At 40.0% G+C, this 15,621-nt stretch carries 12 protein-coding genes and 1 tRNA gene; 11 read left to right on the top strand and 2 right to left on the bottom strand.

Annotated features, from left to right (window positions below; genetic code table 11):
- The first annotated feature begins 309 nt into the window (after window positions 1-309).
- The 10 genes from RDV63_RS11295 (at window position 310) to RDV63_RS11250 (ending at window position 11,340) form a co-directional block, all read left to right on the top strand.
- A complete protein-coding gene (locus RDV63_RS11295) occupies window positions 310-2,346 on the top strand; it encodes a S9 family peptidase (protein ID WP_313909605.1) in 2,037 nt (678 codons plus the stop codon).
- Window positions 2,347-2,496: 150 nt separating this feature from the next.
- Window positions 2,497-2,573: transfer RNA gene (locus RDV63_RS11290), tRNA-Trp, on the top strand.
- Between the two features lie 19 nt (window positions 2,574-2,592).
- The gene (locus tag RDV63_RS11285; protein ID WP_313909604.1) at window positions 2,593-2,898 is read left to right on the top strand and encodes a hypothetical protein; all 306 of its coding nucleotides are present in this window, start codon (window positions 2,593-2,595) and stop codon (window positions 2,896-2,898) included.
- Window positions 2,865-3,335 (top strand): ribosomal protein S18-alanine N-acetyltransferase, encoded by a 471-nt coding sequence (gene rimI / locus RDV63_RS11280; protein WP_313909603.1) that lies wholly within the window; start codon window positions 2,865-2,867, stop codon window positions 3,333-3,335. The genes RDV63_RS11285 and rimI overlap by 34 nt, the downstream gene beginning before the upstream one ends.
- 204 nt (window positions 3,336-3,539) lie before the next feature.
- Complete coding sequence (locus tag RDV63_RS11275; RefSeq protein ID WP_313909602.1) at window positions 3,540-3,749, top strand: cold-shock protein; 210 nt, start codon at window positions 3,540-3,542, stop codon at window positions 3,747-3,749.
- A gap of 249 nt (window positions 3,750-3,998) precedes the next feature.
- Window positions 3,999-6,239: a ribonuclease R gene (gene rnr / locus RDV63_RS11270; RefSeq protein WP_313909601.1), complete on the top strand. Its 2,241-nt coding sequence runs from the start codon at window positions 3,999-4,001 to the stop codon at window positions 6,237-6,239.
- Between the two features lie 291 nt (window positions 6,240-6,530).
- Window positions 6,531-8,117, top strand: coding sequence for a peptide chain release factor 3 (gene prfC / locus RDV63_RS11265; protein WP_313909600.1), 1,587 nt, complete (start codon window positions 6,531-6,533; stop codon window positions 8,115-8,117).
- Window positions 8,118-8,129: 12 nt separating this feature from the next.
- Entirely contained in the window at window positions 8,130-9,869 is a 1,740-nt protein-coding gene (gene argS, locus RDV63_RS11260) for an arginine--tRNA ligase (protein ID WP_313909599.1), read from the top strand.
- Window positions 9,869-10,507 (top strand): pyridoxamine 5'-phosphate oxidase, encoded by a 639-nt coding sequence (gene pdxH / locus RDV63_RS11255; protein ID WP_313909598.1) that lies wholly within the window; start codon window positions 9,869-9,871, stop codon window positions 10,505-10,507. Before argS ends, pdxH begins: the two co-directional genes overlap by 1 nt.
- On the top strand, window positions 10,498-11,340 hold the full coding sequence (locus tag RDV63_RS11250; RefSeq protein WP_313909597.1) for a TatD family hydrolase: 843 nt from the start codon (window positions 10,498-10,500) through the stop codon (window positions 11,338-11,340). Before pdxH ends, RDV63_RS11250 begins: the two co-directional genes overlap by 10 nt.
- Here RDV63_RS11250 and RDV63_RS11245 read toward each other — a convergent pair.
- Window positions 11,320-11,913 carry an AhpA/YtjB family protein gene (locus tag RDV63_RS11245; RefSeq protein ID WP_313909596.1) on the bottom strand — a complete coding sequence of 198 codons (594 nt, stop codon included), beginning with the start codon at window positions 11,911-11,913 and terminating at the stop codon, window positions 11,320-11,322. The two genes, RDV63_RS11250 and RDV63_RS11245, sit on opposite strands and share 21 nt — an antisense overlap.
- Window positions 11,914-11,999: 86 nt before the next feature.
- Between RDV63_RS11245 and serB the strand changes: the two genes are divergently transcribed.
- Complete coding sequence (gene serB / locus RDV63_RS11240) at window positions 12,000-13,091, top strand: phosphoserine phosphatase SerB (RefSeq protein ID WP_313909595.1); 1,092 nt, start codon at window positions 12,000-12,002, stop codon at window positions 13,089-13,091.
- A gap of 22 nt (window positions 13,092-13,113) precedes the next feature.
- On the opposite strand, the gene RDV63_RS11235 is transcribed toward serB, so the two are convergent.
- On the bottom strand, window positions 13,114-15,621 hold the full coding sequence (locus RDV63_RS11235; RefSeq protein ID WP_313909594.1) for a PilZ domain-containing protein: 2,508 nt from the start codon (window positions 15,619-15,621) through the stop codon (window positions 13,114-13,116).

Genomic DNA, 15,621 nt, shown 5'->3' with positions numbered 1-15,621 from the left:
ACTCCTCGAGCAGGGCGACCCATGCGACCAATTCGTCAGGAACGAATTGGGTCAGCTCAGCTGACTGCGCAGCGGCGGCTACCATGGAAGGTGGCCGCAAAGTAGTTCACCGCCCAAGATGCCAAGACATTACTCAATAGAATCGATGAGCTGGGGTCTGTTATTGTCTGCTATTAAATCGCAATTTACTTAAATCCCTACAAATTATCAGCTATATATCCCTTAAATCTTTTATTTAATCGAAACCTCTACAGCCTAATTTGTTAATGGGGTAGTATCTAGATGATGTTAACAATAATGAGAAGTCAGATGAAATTAAAAACAATAACTAACTATCTGTGTCTACCTTTATTCTTAATCTACACAGCAAGTATAAGTGCCGCAGAAGTTAAACCGTTGCAGTATGAAGATGTGTTTGATTTAGAGTTTGTTTCTGATCCACAGCCTGACGCAGCAGGAAAAAGGGTAGTATTTGTCCGAAACTGGATGGATAAGCAAACTGATCGACGTCGTAGTACGCTTTGGTTAAGTACTGTTGATGGCAAAAGCTTACAGCCATTAACCGACAAAGATATTAATGCCAGCTCTCCTCGCTGGTCTCCCGATCAAAATAGACTAGCTTATATTGTTAATGGTCAAATTCATGTCAAATGGTTAGATACTGGTAGCAGCTCGCAGCTAGGTCAACTCGCCAGTAGTCCTTCAAATATTTCTTGGTCACCGGATGGTCATTGGTTAGCTTTTAGTATGTTTACTGAAAAAAATATGCAAGCACCTATTACTTTAGCTGGCAAGCCAGTTGGTGCTGATTGGGCTAAACCTGCTATTTATATCGATAATAAACAGTATCGAGTTGATGGCGCGGGTTATACCAAACTGGGTTTTAGACATATTTATATTATGTCTTCTAATGGCGGTTCAGCTATTCAATTAACTGAAGGTGATTATAACCATAGTGGTGATATAAGTTGGTCTTTAGATAGTAAATCGCTGTATTTTTCAACTAATAGACAGCCTGATTGGCAAAGTAAACCTGTTAATACTGAAATATATAAACTTGATATCTCAACTAGAAAGTTAATTGCCCTAACCGAACGTGACGGCCCGGATAGTAAGCCGACACTATCACCTGATGGTAAGTTAATTGCTTATGTTGGCTATGATGATCGTAAACTAGGCCATCAAGCTAATCGTTTATATGTGATGAATTTAGACGGTTCTAATAAACGTAACTTAACTGAAGATCTTGATAGAGCTATTGATAGTTTTCAGTGGCAGGCTAATAGTAAAGGCTTGTATATACAGTATGATAGTGAGGGGGCTGGCATTCTGGCGAGTCAATCACTATCAGGTAAACGTTCAACCTTAGTATCCGACCTGGGTGGTGGTTCTTATAGTCGGCCTTATAGTGGCGGTCAATTTTCTGCCGCTGATACTGGCATTATTGCTTATACCCAAATGAGTGCTAAACATCCTGCTGAGTTAGCTATAGTCAGTAAAGGTAAAACGAAAACAATCACAGATTTTAATGCTGATTTAGTATTTAATCGTAGCATTAGTAAAGTTGAAGAAATTTGGTATAGCTCGACAGTTGATAAGCGTAATCTTCAAGGCTGGGTAATGTATCCGCCTAACTTTGATCCTAGTAAGCAATATCCTTTAATTCTAGAAATCCATGGTGGCCCTCATACTGCATATGGCCCTCAATTTGCCATGGAGTTGCAGCTAATGGCAGCTAAAGGTTATGTGGTGCTTTACACTAACCCAAGAGGCAGTACAAGCTATGGCGAAGATTTTGCAAATCTTATTCATCATAATTATCCTAGTACAGATTTTAATGATTTAATGGATGGTGTTGATGCTGTTATTGCAAAAGGCTTTATAGATGAAAAACAACTCTTTGTAACTGGAGGCAGTGGCGGTGGTGTACTTACTGCTTGGATAGTAGGGCACACCGATCGTTTTGCTGCTGCTGTATCGGTTAAGCCAGTTATAAATTGGTTTAGCTTTGTTTTAAATGCCGATATGTATAGTTACTTCTCTCAGTACTGGTTTCCTGCTTTACCGTGGCAAAATCCTGAGCATTATTTAAAATATTCGCCTATTAGCTATGTGGGTAATGTAACAACACCGACCATGTTAATGACAGGTGAGGCTGATTATCGGACTCCAATTTCTGAAACAGAGCAGTTTTATCAAGCCTTACAATTACAAGGTGTAGAAACAGCTATGGTGCGGATCCCCGAAGCATCACATTCTATCTATAGTCGACCTAGTAATTTAATGGCTAAAACGGCTTATATTTTATATTGGTTTGATAAATATCGTAGCGATAAAGCTAAGTAATAGTTTATAGCGAACCCAGCTATATAGCTGGGTTGTTGAATTATGCTTAATAAAGAATCTGGATGCTTGTTTTATATGCAATTGATTGAGTTAAGGTTGTTTTTTGCTTTACCTTTAACTGCGCTTTTGTATAATGGCCACTCTAGCGTTAGGGGCGTAGTTCCAATTGGTAGAACAGCGGTCTCCAAAACCGATGGTTGGGGGTTCGAATCCCTCCGCCCCTGCCACTTCTTATAAGGTGAGATGATGAACTTATCACCGAGTCAGAATAACCTATTAAAAACGCTAGGCATTACCCCTCTTAAACTTAGTATGGCAGCTTCGCAGACTAGTGAAGCCGCAGTTGAAAAAGTACCTCAAAAAACTATCTTGCCAATAAGTGCTAATCTATTGCTAGATTTACAGATCTTGCTACCACAGCTTACTCAGGTGGTTAAAGGCTCAGGCTATGCTATTGAACAAGATTGCTTAATTGTGCCTGAAGAGTTTAATTTTTCTAGCTTAGATAAAAAGCAGTTATGGCAGTTTTTGCAACAGCAGAGTGTGGCATGATCTTTAGCGAAATAACGGTCGCAGATATCCCTGCGCTTCACCAAATTGAGTTAGCAGCCAATCCTTACCCCTGGCCAGTAACGGCTTTTCAATCTAGTTTAAGTGGATTGTATTTCAATTATAAGCTAGTCATTGATAACCAGCTTATTGGCTTTGTATTTTGCAAAATAGTGGCCGATCAAGCTGAGCTATTTAATATATGCGTTAATCCCAATCATCAGGGTAAAGGCCTTGGTAAACAGTTACTGCAGAAACTCATAGCAGACTTAACAGCTAAGCAAGTAACAGAGCTATGGCTTGAGGTTAGAGCTTCAAATCAAGCGGCTATTGGCCTTTATGAACGCTTTGGCTTTTCTTGTGTTGATATTCGTCCTAATTATTATCGCAATGCACAAGGCGCAGAAGACGCGCATATTATGTGTCTTTATCTAATATAATTTATTTATTTTAAATAAAGCTTGTGCTTATGGTCAGGCCTTGTTACTATAGATTTCTGGCTTGTTAGAAAGCCCTGTTTATTTGTATGTACCTCGTAGTTTATTAGTAATAATTCTTCGCGTTATCCTCAGTTAAATATATGTTTTTTCAGCTTTATAGCCTAATTTCAGGCGCATTTTTTATTAATATCTAGGATATCTATTATGTCTAATACAACTACTGGTTCAGTAAAATGGTTTAACGAAGCAAAAGGCTTTGGCTTTATCGAGCAAGAATCTGGCCCTGATGTGTTTGCTCACTTCAGTGCAATTAGTGGCGACGGTTTCAAAACTTTAGCTGAAGGTCAACGTGTACAATTTACTTTGTCACAAGGCCAAAAAGGTCCACAAGCTGAAAATATTATCAGCCTGTAATAGGTTAATCACAGCTTCGAGTTTTTATATTTATTAACTCTATAATAGAAGATCCCAGGTTATGGTTTGGGATCTTTTCTTAATACCCTATTAAGTTGATTATTAATCGCTTAATCCACATCCTTGACTCCTTGAGTCAGCCACGCCTTATGCTTTATTCCAGCTTATCCTTGCAACTTACGAGATTAATTATATTTCTAGCTTGAAAAGACAGAATCAAAAAGCGATGGGCGAATTTAAGAGAATTTTATGAATTTGAACCCAACCGCACAGTCAATATCAACTAACGTTTATGATAATCCTATTCCAGGTCGCGACTTTATTTTAAGCCTTTTTAAAAAAATGAAGCAAACCCTAGATCGTGAGCAAATAGCCGATGCCTTAGACTTACACAATGCTGATCAAAAAGAAGCATTACGACGTCGACTTCGTGCTATGGAGCGTGATGGTCAGTTGATGTTTAATCAACGCCAAGGCTATCAATTAATTGATCAGTCATTACTTATTACCGGTGATATTTGTCTACATCCTGATGGTTTTGGTTTTGTTAGTTTTAGCAACACTGAGAAAGATTTATTTATTACACAAAATCAATTAAGCCATGTTTTTGATGGTGATACCGTACAGGTATTAATTGAAGCTAATGCGACTAAACGCTCCTTTACTAAGTTTATTAAAGTTGTGCAGCGTAATACTACTCACCTTGCAGGCTTATTAAAACGCCAAGGTAACGATTACTACTTGCAGGCTGATAACAATAAAGTAAACCAACGCATAGAGGTTATTGCCGATGCGCAAGTGGCTTTGTATCTAGGTCAGTTTGTAAATACGCAAATTATTGACTATCCCAGCTTTCGTCAAAACACACAGGTTAAAATTACCGAAGCCTTAGGCTTACCGGGTAGCTCAGGTTTAGAAACCAAACTAGCATTACGTCGTCATGGCATAACAGACAGCTGGGACAAAAATGTGCTGCAACAAGCTAGGTTGCTTGGCAGCACTGTTAGCGAACAAGATAAGTTAGCGCGGGTTGATTATAGAGCCTTACCCTTTGTTACTATAGATGGCGCAGATGCAAAAGACTTTGATGATGCGGTTTATTGTCAACAAACTGCAACAGGTGACTGGCGTTTACTGGTAGCCATTGCCGATGTATCGCACTATGTAAAACCAGACGATGCCTTAGATATTGTTGCACAACAACGGGCGACATCTATTTATTGCCCCGGTCAAGTTATTCCAATGTTACCAGAAGCCTTATCTAATGGACTTTGCTCATTAATGCCAAACCAAGATCGCCTGGTTATGGTCTGTGATATAACGATAAACCAACAAGGCCTCGTTACCCACTCGCGTTTTACTGAAGGGCTAATACATTCTCATGCCCGCTTAACTTATGACCAAGCCCATGCCGTTATTGCTAAACCAGCGTCAAAAATGGCTAAAGCGGTTAATGCTTCGCTGCCTACTATAGCGCCGCATATAATCAACTTACATAAGTTATTTTTAAACTTACAGCAAGCTAGGGTAAAGCGTGGTGCTATCGAATTTGTTAGCCAAGAGCGTAAGCTTAACTTAACGAAAAAACAGAAAATTGCCAGTATAGAGCCAATAGTGCGTAATGATGCGCACCGAATGATTGAAGAATTTATGCTTTGTGCCAATGTGGCCACAGCACAGTTTTTACAGCAGCATAAAATACCTAGTTTATTTCGTGTTCATGCCGGGCCTCAGCTTAAAAAGCTTAGCCTATTACGCAGCTTGTTAGCCGATAAAGGCTTACAATTAGCTGGCGGTGATGAACCTAAACCTGCACATTATAATGACTTATTAGCCAAAATAGCGTCGCGTCCTGATGCTAGTGTTATTCGCACTTTATTACTTCGCTCGCAAAGCCAAGCAGAATACTCAGCCGATAACCAAGGCCACTTTGGTTTAGCCTATCAGGCTTATGCTCACTTTACGTCGCCTATTCGTCGTTATGCCGACTTAGTTACCCATAGGGCAATTCGTGCTAAATTGCAGCAACAAACAGCTAACCCTATGCAAAAAATGTTTAGCTTTTTCAATCAACAGATTTTCAGCAGCAAAGTAGTTGATAAAAAGCATTACCCTTATAATTTACCAACAATTACAGCGTTAAGTCAGCATTGCTCTGGTCAATCTCGTAAAGCAGATGAAGTAAGCCGTGAAGTGGAAGCTGCACTTAAATGCCAATATATGCAGCAATTTATGGGTGATACTTTTACAGCTACAATTACCGGCGTTTGTCATTATGGTTTCTTTGTCCAGCTTAATAGCAGTAAAGTTGAAGGTGTAGAGGGCTTAGTACCGCTGTCTAGTTTTAGTCAAGGTGACACTGTTTTTGACCCAGCTAAACAGCAGTTAGTCAATACGCAGAATAAGTTTAGCTTAGGTGACTCAGTAACCGTTGTACTAAGCGCCATAGATATGCGTCAGCGCAAGATAGATTTTAGCCTTGCTTTTTAGATTGTTGGCTATCTAGATTTCACCAGTCTAGATAGCAAATAGCTATTTCTATCACCGCATGTCGGCCTTCTTCTGATATAATTACCGCCGTTACGTTAAACAGCACTCAATCTTGTCTGTTAGCTGCCTAAGCCGCTAATTAAATAACCAAGCTTTGATTGTGTATCAACTGCAGATCAGCGAAAATAGCAGCCAATTACAATTAACCCGACGGAATTGCCCCGCCAAGCACCGCTAAATAGGTGCATGCAACAGTGTATAAATCCGTGTATCAACTAAAAGAATTTATTAATGGCAAACCAAAACTTTCTCCAGGAAATCAATAAGCGAAGAACCTTTGCTATCATTTCTCACCCTGATGCGGGTAAAACGACCATAACTGAAAAAGTCCTATTATTCGGACACTTATTACAAAAAGCTGGTACGGTTAAAGGTAAAAAGTCAGGTCAGTTTGCCACGTCAGACTGGATGCAAATGGAAAAAGAGCGGGGGATTTCTGTAACGACTTCTGTGATGCAGTTTCCTTACGATGACTGTTTAGTTAACCTACTGGATACCCCAGGCCATGCTGACTTCTCGGAAGATACTTATCGTACTTTAACCGCCGTTGACTCTTGTTTAATGGTTATCGATGGCGCTAAGGGTGTTGAAGAAAGAACCATTAAGTTAATGGAAGTCGCCCGTTTACGTGACACGCCTATTTTAACCTTTATGAATAAGATGGACCGCGACATACGTGATCCTATCGACTTATTAGACGAAGTAGAAAGCGTACTAAATATTGCCTGTGCACCTATTTCTTGGCCTATCGGCTCAGGTAAAGGCTTTAAAGGTGTTTATCATATTCTACGCGACGAAGTGATCTTATATAAATCTGGCTTTGGCCACACTATTCAAGATGTCGATATTATTAAAGGTATTGATAACCCTGAACTTGATAAGCGTTTAGGCAGCTACGCCGAACAACTACGTGAAGAAATGGAGTTAGTACAAGGTGCTAGCCATGAATTTGATCACGAATTGTTTTTAAAAGGCGAATTGACGCCAGTATTTTTTGGTACCGCTTTAGGTAACTTTGGTGTCGACCATATGCTAGATGGCCTAGTAAAGTGGGCTCCTGTACCGCAATCTCGTGAAACTCATACCGGTGCCATCACAGCGGATAATACTAATTTTAGTGGCTTTGTCTTTAAAATTCAGGCCAATATGGACCCGAAACACCGTGACCGTGTGGCCTTTTTACGTATTGTGTCTGGTAAATATGAAAAAGGCATGAAGGTACGACATGTCCGGCTCGGCAAAGATATTCTTATCTCTCAAGCCTTAACCTTTGTTGCCGGTGATCGTGAGCACTTAGATGTTGCTTATCCTGGCGATATTATTGGCCTGCATAACCATGGCACCATTAAAATTGGTGATACTTTTAGCCAAGGCGATGCTATTCAATTTACGGGTATTCCAAACTTTGCTCCTGAATTATTCCGTCGTATTCGTTTACGTGATCCGTTAAAGCAAAAGCAGCTACTCAAAGGCTTAGTACAACTTTCAGAAGAAGGGGCAGTGCAAGTATTCCGTCCGCTGGATAGCAACGATCTTATTGTTGGTGCTGTGGGTGTGCTGCAGTTTGACGTTGTAGTAAGCCGATTAAAATTCGAATACAACGTAGACGCGCTTTATGAAAACGTCAATGTAGCTACCGCGCGTTGGGTATACTCAAATGATGGCAAAGCCTTAGATGAATTTACCAATAAAGCCAGTCAGAACTTAGCCTTAGATGGCGGTGATAACTTAACTTATATTGCCCCAACTATGGTTAACCTTAATTTAGCCATGGAGCGTTATCCGAAAATTCAGTTCCATAAGACACGTGAACATTAATAGGCAACGAACATGAATATTAAACAAATTTTAACTGAAAAAACTCAAGCTGCCTTTGTTGCCTTAGGTTTACCTGCCGATACCAATGCCGCTGTTGCAATAAGCAGCAAAGCCGAATTTGGTGATTACCAAATTAATGGTGCTATGGCGGCAGCAAAAATATTAAAAACTAATCCGCGCCAATTAGCACAGCAGCTATTAAGCCATTTGCAGCTAGATGATATGGCAGAAAAAGTTGAAATAGCCGGCCCAGGCTTTATTAATGTTACCTTGGCTAAAACGTGGTTAGCTAAGCAGTTACAAGCTGCATCGACGGATCCGCGTTTGGGCGTAAACACTAACCCAGCACCGCAAACGGTAGTTGTTGATTACTCAGCGCCTAACCTTGCCAAAGAAATGCATGTTGGTCATTTACGTTCAACTATTATTGGTGATGCCGTTGTTCGCAGTCTAGAGTTTTGGGGTGATAAGGTTATCCGACAAAACCATATGGGCGATTGGGGAACCCAATTTGGTATGCTGATTGCTCATTTAGAAGATAAGCTTGAAGCGGGAACAGACTTAGCCCAAGTGGCTTTAGCCGACTTAGAAGACTTTTATCGTCAAGCTAAAAAGCGTTTTGACGACGAAGAGGGCTTTGCTGACAAATCACGTGATTATGTGGTTAAACTACAGTCAGGCGATAGCCATTGTCAGACGTTATGGCAGCTGTTTATTGATACCTCAGTTAAACACAGCCGCGATGTTTACGAAACGCTCAATGTTACCCTAACCGATGCGGATATTAAGCCAGAAAGTGCTTATAACAGTATGTTACAAGGCATCGTTGATGACTTAAAAGCTCAACAGCTAGCCGTGTCTGATCAAGGCGCTGAAGTCGTATTTTTACAAGAGCTAGCAGATAAAGAAGGTAATCCTTCGCCCTTTATTGTGCAAAAAACTGGTGGTGGCTTTTTATATGCGACAACAGATTTAGCCGCTTGCCAATACCGCAGCCACGACTTAGGCGCAGATAGAGTAATTATTTTCACTGATGCTCGGCAAAGCTTACACTTTAAACAAGTAGAGCTAGTTGCTCGCAAGGCGGGCTACTTACGCCAAGAAACGGCGTATCAACATTGTCCATTTGGAACTATGATGGGGGAAGATGGTAAACCATTTAAAACCCGTACTGGCGGCACCGTTAAGTTGGCAGAGTTATTAGATGAAGCCGTGGTTAGAGCCAAAGCGGTTGTTGCTGAAAAATCTACCGAGTTAAGCGAAGAGGAAGTGGCTGAAATTGCCCGTAAAGTGGGTATTGGCGCGGTGAAATTTGCCGACTTATCAAAAAACCGCACGAGCGATTATATCTTTAGCTGGGACGCGATGCTTAGCTTTGAAGGCGCAACGGCACCTTATTTACAATATGCCTACACTCGCGTGCGTAGCATTTTACGTCGCGCCGAGATTGACGATAGATTTAATGCCGAACTAAGCTTAGTTGAAGAGCAAGAAAAACAGCTAGCGGTGAAGCTTCTGCGTTTTGAAGAAACCCTTCAACAAGTGATTAAAGACGCTCAGCCTAATTTACTCTGTAATTATTTATACGAATTAGCTAGCCTATATATGACCTTCTATGAAGCCTGTGCCATCTTAAAGCCAGGTATAGAGCCAGCCTTGCGCGACAGCCGTTTAATGCTGAGCATTTTAGCCTCTAGAATGTTAAAGCAAGGTTTGTCATTGCTAGGTATTGAGGTAATGGAGCGCATGTAATGAAAGTAGACGCTATTCGTCGTAGTTACAGTCTTAATAAATTAGATTATGATCAACTAGATAAAAATCCTATTATCCAGTTTGAGCATTGGTTAAAAGACGCTATTGCAGCTGAATTAACCGATCCTACGGCGATGTGTGTCGCCAGTGTTGATGAGCACGGCCAGCCATCGCAGCGTATCGTTTTATTAAAAGACGTAAACGCAGATGGCTTTGTGTTCTACACCAATTTAGGTAGCCGTAAAGCAACAGAGCTTATGGCTAACCCTAAAGTGTGTTTGCACTTTCCGTGGCATCCGCTAGAGCGGCAAGTGATTGTGTATGGTGTTGCCGAGCGGGTTTCATCCGCGCAAGTGGCTAAATACTTTTTATCACGGCCTAAAGAAAGCCAGTTAGCAGCTTGGGCATCAGAGCAAAGTCGGCCTATTTCAACTCGCCAAGCCTTGATGCAAAAATTTGCCGAAGTAAAACATAAGTTTCAGCAAGGTGAAGTGCCATTACCTTCATTTTGGGGCGGCTTTTTAGTTCGACCAACTAAAATTGAGTTTTGGCAAGGCGGTGATAATCGTTTACATGATCGCTTTATGTATTCGTTACAGCCAAGCGGCGACTGGCAAATTGAACGGTTATGTCCATAACGGCCTCTACAGCGAAGAAAGCTTCTAACTTATATAATTTATTTGATACCCATTGTCATTTAAATCTGCCTGAACTTGCCGGTACTGAGCCTAACCAAAAGCAGTTACAGCAGCACTGGCAAGATGCCCAGCAAGTCGGGGTAACACAGTTGCTTATTCCAGCAACTGAGCCCGCAGCATGGTCAACTTTACTCAAGTTACAGCAACAACAAGCAGCTTGTTGGCATATTGCCTTAGGTGTTCATCCTTGGTGGGCTAAAACTAGTCCATTAGCGGCTATTGAGCAACTAAGTGCGCTGTATCAATCGCATAGCAAACAAATTGTCGCAGTAGGCGAGATAGGCTTAGACTTTGCGTTGGCTAGCGATACTTTTTTGGCACAACAAGCGTGGTTTGAGCAGCAATTAGCCTTAGCCAAGCAATTAGCAAAGCCTGTGATCTTGCATCATCGCAAAAGTCAGCCACAATTGCTGGAGGAAATTAAACGGCAACACTTTACTGCAGGCGGCATTCTGCATGCCTTTTCTGGCAGTGTGCAACAAGCACAATCCTTTATTGAACAAGGATTTAAGTTAGGTATAGGCGGCACTATAACTTATCAGCGCGCTGCTAAAACACATAAAGTGGTACAGCAGTTGCCATTATCTAGTTTTGTGCTTGAAACCGACGCACCATCGATGCCGTTAGCAGGATATCAAGGCCAAATAAATACACCTGCAAGGTTAGCCGAGGTTTTTGCTTGTTTTTGTCAGTTAAGATCAGAGCCTGCTGCAGAAATAGCGCACGCCTTGTGGCAAAATAGCATTGATATTTTAGGCTTGGGGCGGCTTTAAGCGCATCGACTGCCGAGAAAAGCGCGAAAAACCTCGACGTAATAAGAAACCAATAGCGCCGGCGAAAAGTAGCATTAACAAGATCCGCTGCATTAAGTTTTGCCAAGGTTTAGCGATTGGATTTAATGTTGCATCAAGTCGTAGACTTAACTTGATATACCCTAATAGTTGCTGCTGTTTAATAATGGGCTGCACCATAGGTGATAAGGTTTCAGCATGATCTGGGTGATATAATTGATGAGCAGGGCTGCTATTTTCAGAGTTGCTTATTCGTACGCCATTAGCGTCGTATACCACTACATCGTATAAATAATTACTTGCTGCAACATTTTGAGTTAATTGCTCTAGTCCATCAAGCTGATCATTTTCAATCAAATAGGCAGCCGTATCTGCTAATGTAATTAATGTTTCACGCATTAGCTGACTACTTTGTTGTTGCAATAATAATTTACCTTCCTGCTGTGTGACCACCCAAGCTTGTAACAGTAGCCAAATACCTAATACAGCAAAGGCGACTTGTAGCAGCTTGATATAACTTGATGTAGTATTCGCATTTAGGCTATGGATTTGCATATTCCTCACAAATTAATGCTATGTATATTGAGTGGATACTGTAGTTGTAGCATGCCACGCTAACCCTTTTATGTATAGGTAACCGAGTGACCTTTTTATACCAGATATCAGTACAGCCAGTTGTAAAGCAAGCAAAAGTAGTTAGCTTACTATCAATTTTACAGCTTGAGCAGCATTATCGCTTAAGTAGTAAAGATAACCAATTATTATTACACAGCTCAATTATGTTAGCTGGCCTAACCCCGGCTGAATCTAATATTAGTATGCAAGATAAACAGGTTAATGCGGTTGAACAGAGTAACTTAGCTAAGTTACGTTTATTTGGAGAGGGGTTAAATTGGCATTTATTACAACAGGTGATAAATATAGTTGCTGCAGAGGGGGACTTCCTACCTCTGCGTTGCATTAAACCGCATGTTAACTTAGCTGTAGCGCTAGAATTAGCATTATTAACGCCACTAACCTTAGCTATGAAACAGCAATTAAATGCATTAACAATAAAGTATAATGTTGAGCAATTGTACCTACCATCGCGGCCCTTGCTAGCGCAGCCTGGCTTATTGGTTATGGATATGGATTCAACCGCGATAGCAATAGAGTGTATTGATGAAATAGCTAATTTAGCCGGAGTTGGTGCAGCTGTTGCCAAGATAACGGCGCAAGCAATGAATGGCGAGCTAGACTTTAAACAAAGTCTTATTGCTAGGGTAGGCACCTTAAAAGGGGCTGATAGTGCAATTTTAGCTCAAGTATTAGAATCAATGCCAATTATGGCAGGCTTAGCCGATTTAGTTAGTGAACTGCAACAATATAATTGGAAAATAGCTATAGCTTCAGGCGGCTTTACCTATTTTACTCAAGCATTACAACAGCGTTTTAGTTTAACTGAGACTTTTGCCAACCAATTAGAGATCATCGATGACAAACTAACGGGTAAGGTGATTGGTGATATTGTTGATGCGCAAAAAAAGGCAAAGCTTGTTGAGCTATTAGCTAAAAAATATCACATTTTGCCAACACAAACAGTTGCCATTGGTGATGGCGCTAATGATATACCTATGCTTAAAACTGCTAAGTATGGTGTCGCTTTTCATGCTAAAGCAGCCGTTCAAGCGCAAGCTAAATTTGCAATTAAACAAGGATCATTATTGCAGTTGTTATATTTATTTGATTACTAAATAGCTAATGAAGCTTAATAAGCTAGCTGGATAAAAATGCCAGCTTAGCTTGTTGTATTGCTGCTAGACTCACCTTTAAACCATAACGTAGAAAAATTTCAGTTGAAATATCTATTACATCTAACAAGCCTACTATGCTCCATAATTCCTCTTCAATTAACTTAGCTTTGTGGATGGCGTAAGTGCTAATATAATTAAGCTCAGTAGCAAAGTAGTCAATATCTGGTCTGTTAGTGCGCAATAGGTTTAAACGATAACAAAATAATAAACCGTGCTGTAGTGCTGCAGAAACATAATCTTTAATAGCTTTCTCATCAGCAAACTCATAACTATATTTACACTCTATATCACTACTGGTTTTAGCATTAGCGGCAACATTAACAAAAAGAATAAACTCATTACTTTGCTCAAACCGTTTCATTTGTTTTAGCTGTTGGGCAAACTGTAAAATAGCCGCACTGTTGCGTAATATATGAGTTAAATCAATAGTATCAGCTTCTTTTTGGCCAAATCGCATTATGTTATGCAAACTATGCGCAGTTTTACCTTTAGTTATAGTATTAATTTCATAGCGAATACCTTTACGCTGTATAAACAATTGTAGGTTGTTTTGTGACTGTAAATACATGTTTCTAAGTGCAGTAGATAAACCTGGATAGCGCGGAGTCTCTTGGGCCTGAGTGAGCTTACTACGGTTGTTTTTGATAAGTTGCTGAAAAAACACTTGGCCAATATGTTTGTCATCATTGCCCGCTACTTTTAAATTGATAATAGTACGGTTTTTACTAACAGCCATCACCTCATAAGGTAGGGCACTTAATTGGTGTTTTTGACTTATTTTTTGTAACTCAGGCAAGTTCAATAAAATAATATCACCTTTAATAAAGTTTACCGGTAGTAAAGTTTCAATTTGCATGCCTTTAACAGAAAAATCGCGGCTGTAGCCAGATAAATTTGGCTGATTGTTGGCTTGTTGGATTTCTATAGTCGTTTTATATAAATAGCGTGATTCTGCTCGTAAATTAACAAAGTGAATGGGTACGGCTTCACAAGGGGGCGTGTCACTACGCTTTTTATGGCCAAAGTTAGCTAATAATTTAAGCTGCGATTGCTGATAACTGTAGTTTTGATACCAGTTAGTGCTTTCCTCTGAGGTAATGTCAGTTAAATGAATGATAAAGCGAATATCTTGAATAAAGCCATTTACAAGAGCAGAAACCTTTGTGCCGCTGTCCTCTGCCGTTGATGGAAGGATAGGCTCAACGCTAGCAAATTGGGCGCTTGTTGTTGAAAAGTTTAAATGAAAAACACGCCAGCTAGGTTTAGATGCACCAAACCCTAAAAATATAGGAAGTAACTCAGGGGATTGTGCTAGCTCTTCATTTGTCGCTGAGTAGTAAAACAATTTCCCTTTAACCGCATGGGTAAAACAATAAAGAATACAGCTATTATTAATAGATTTTTGTTCAAGACGTGCTTTAAGGCGCTTAGCATTAATAATGCTAATTAATACTGACTTATGCTGCTCGTCTAAAAAGTATTGCCAAGTGTATTTATTATTCTCAGTGGTTAATGTGCTAACCGGAATAGTGATATTATCCTTTACGGCAATAAAAATAGGTAAAGCAGAGAATTTAGGCAAATAAAACTGTTCATAGCCTTTAGTGCGTAAGCAGGCATGAACATTGTCTAAATTAACTTTATAACGTAGCTTATTACCATTAATAAAATTTTGTAAAAATAAGCTAAACTTCTTTTCATCAGCAGCTGGTTGACGTTTCATACGCCAGTAATTAACTTGACCATGCTGTTCAATATCGACAATGCTATAAGGGACACCATTAGACATTTCAAGTACAAATTCTTGCTCTAATTGGGTGAAAAATAATACGATTTTTTCACCTATTTTAGCTTGTTGTTGTTGTTTGCGTACTTTAATTTTACAGCCTGATACTGATAAATCTGATGTGCTAGCAGTAAAACGATGAGTAGCTGTTTGTACTGCGACATCTATACTAAAGTTCATTCTTTCATCGCGTCGGCTGATGTAATTACCAAACTCAATAACTTGTGGTTGATCTACTTCTTCATCAGAACCAGCAGCTAATTCTTGTTCAATTTCACCATTAGCGGCGCGAGTTAAAGACTCTCGTACTCGTTTTTCAGTTTCTTTGCGATGCATAACCCTAAAGTTATTTTCTGTATTTCTAACCTCTTCGTATAAGCCAACGGTATAACTGCCATATTGTTCTATACCTTGTGCAAACACTTTAATGGCATTATCATCCATATAATGGGTTTTGCCTTGATATACATAAGGTTTAACGTCGCCATCGACTAAACCACGTAAATCAATAAAAAACTGACAACGTTGGCTTAAGCGCTTTAGCTCCATTTTTAAAATAAATTGCTTAGATTTAGGCAGGTCGGCAGTCAATAGACTAAACATTTGTTCAAAGTTCCCGCTGTTTAGGCTACTTTTTAGTTGTTCAATAATGCCGACATAGGCTTGTAAGTCTGGTGCTGTCAT

The organism is Rheinheimera sp. MMS21-TC3 (genome assembly GCF_032229285.1).
Lineage (GTDB): Bacteria > Pseudomonadota > Gammaproteobacteria > Enterobacterales > Alteromonadaceae > Alishewanella.
Note: the sequence above shows the minus strand (reverse complement) of the source record. Positions and strands in the feature narration are given on the sequence as shown.

Bases quoted from the DNA above. Each gene is read 5' to 3' on its own strand.
- RDV63_RS11295 (WP_313909605.1), top strand. From the start codon at position 310: ATGAAATTAAAAACAATAACTAACTATCTGTGTCTACCTTTATTCTTA.
- RDV63_RS11250 (WP_313909597.1), top strand. From the start codon at position 10,498: ATGTCCATAACGGCCTCTACAGCGAAGAAAGCTTCTAACTTATATAAT.
- rnr (WP_313909601.1), top strand. From the start codon at position 3,999: ATGAATTTGAACCCAACCGCACAGTCAATATCAACTAACGTTTATGAT.
- RDV63_RS11245 (WP_313909596.1), bottom strand. From the start codon at position 11,913: ATGCAAATCCATAGCCTAAATGCGAATACTACATCAAGTTATATCAAG.
- prfC (WP_313909600.1), top strand. From the start codon at position 6,531: ATGGCAAACCAAAACTTTCTCCAGGAAATCAATAAGCGAAGAACCTTT.
- RDV63_RS11235 (WP_313909594.1), bottom strand. From the start codon at position 15,621: ATGACAGCACCAGACTTACAAGCCTATGTCGGCATTATTGAACAACTA.
- argS (WP_313909599.1), top strand. From the start codon at position 8,130: ATGAATATTAAACAAATTTTAACTGAAAAAACTCAAGCTGCCTTTGTT.
- RDV63_RS11285 (WP_313909604.1), top strand. From the start codon at position 2,593: ATGAACTTATCACCGAGTCAGAATAACCTATTAAAAACGCTAGGCATT.
- pdxH (WP_313909598.1), top strand. From the start codon at position 9,869: ATGAAAGTAGACGCTATTCGTCGTAGTTACAGTCTTAATAAATTAGAT.
- RDV63_RS11275 (WP_313909602.1), top strand. From the start codon at position 3,540: ATGTCTAATACAACTACTGGTTCAGTAAAATGGTTTAACGAAGCAAAA.
- rimI (WP_313909603.1), top strand. From the start codon at position 2,865: ATGGCAGTTTTTGCAACAGCAGAGTGTGGCATGATCTTTAGCGAAATA.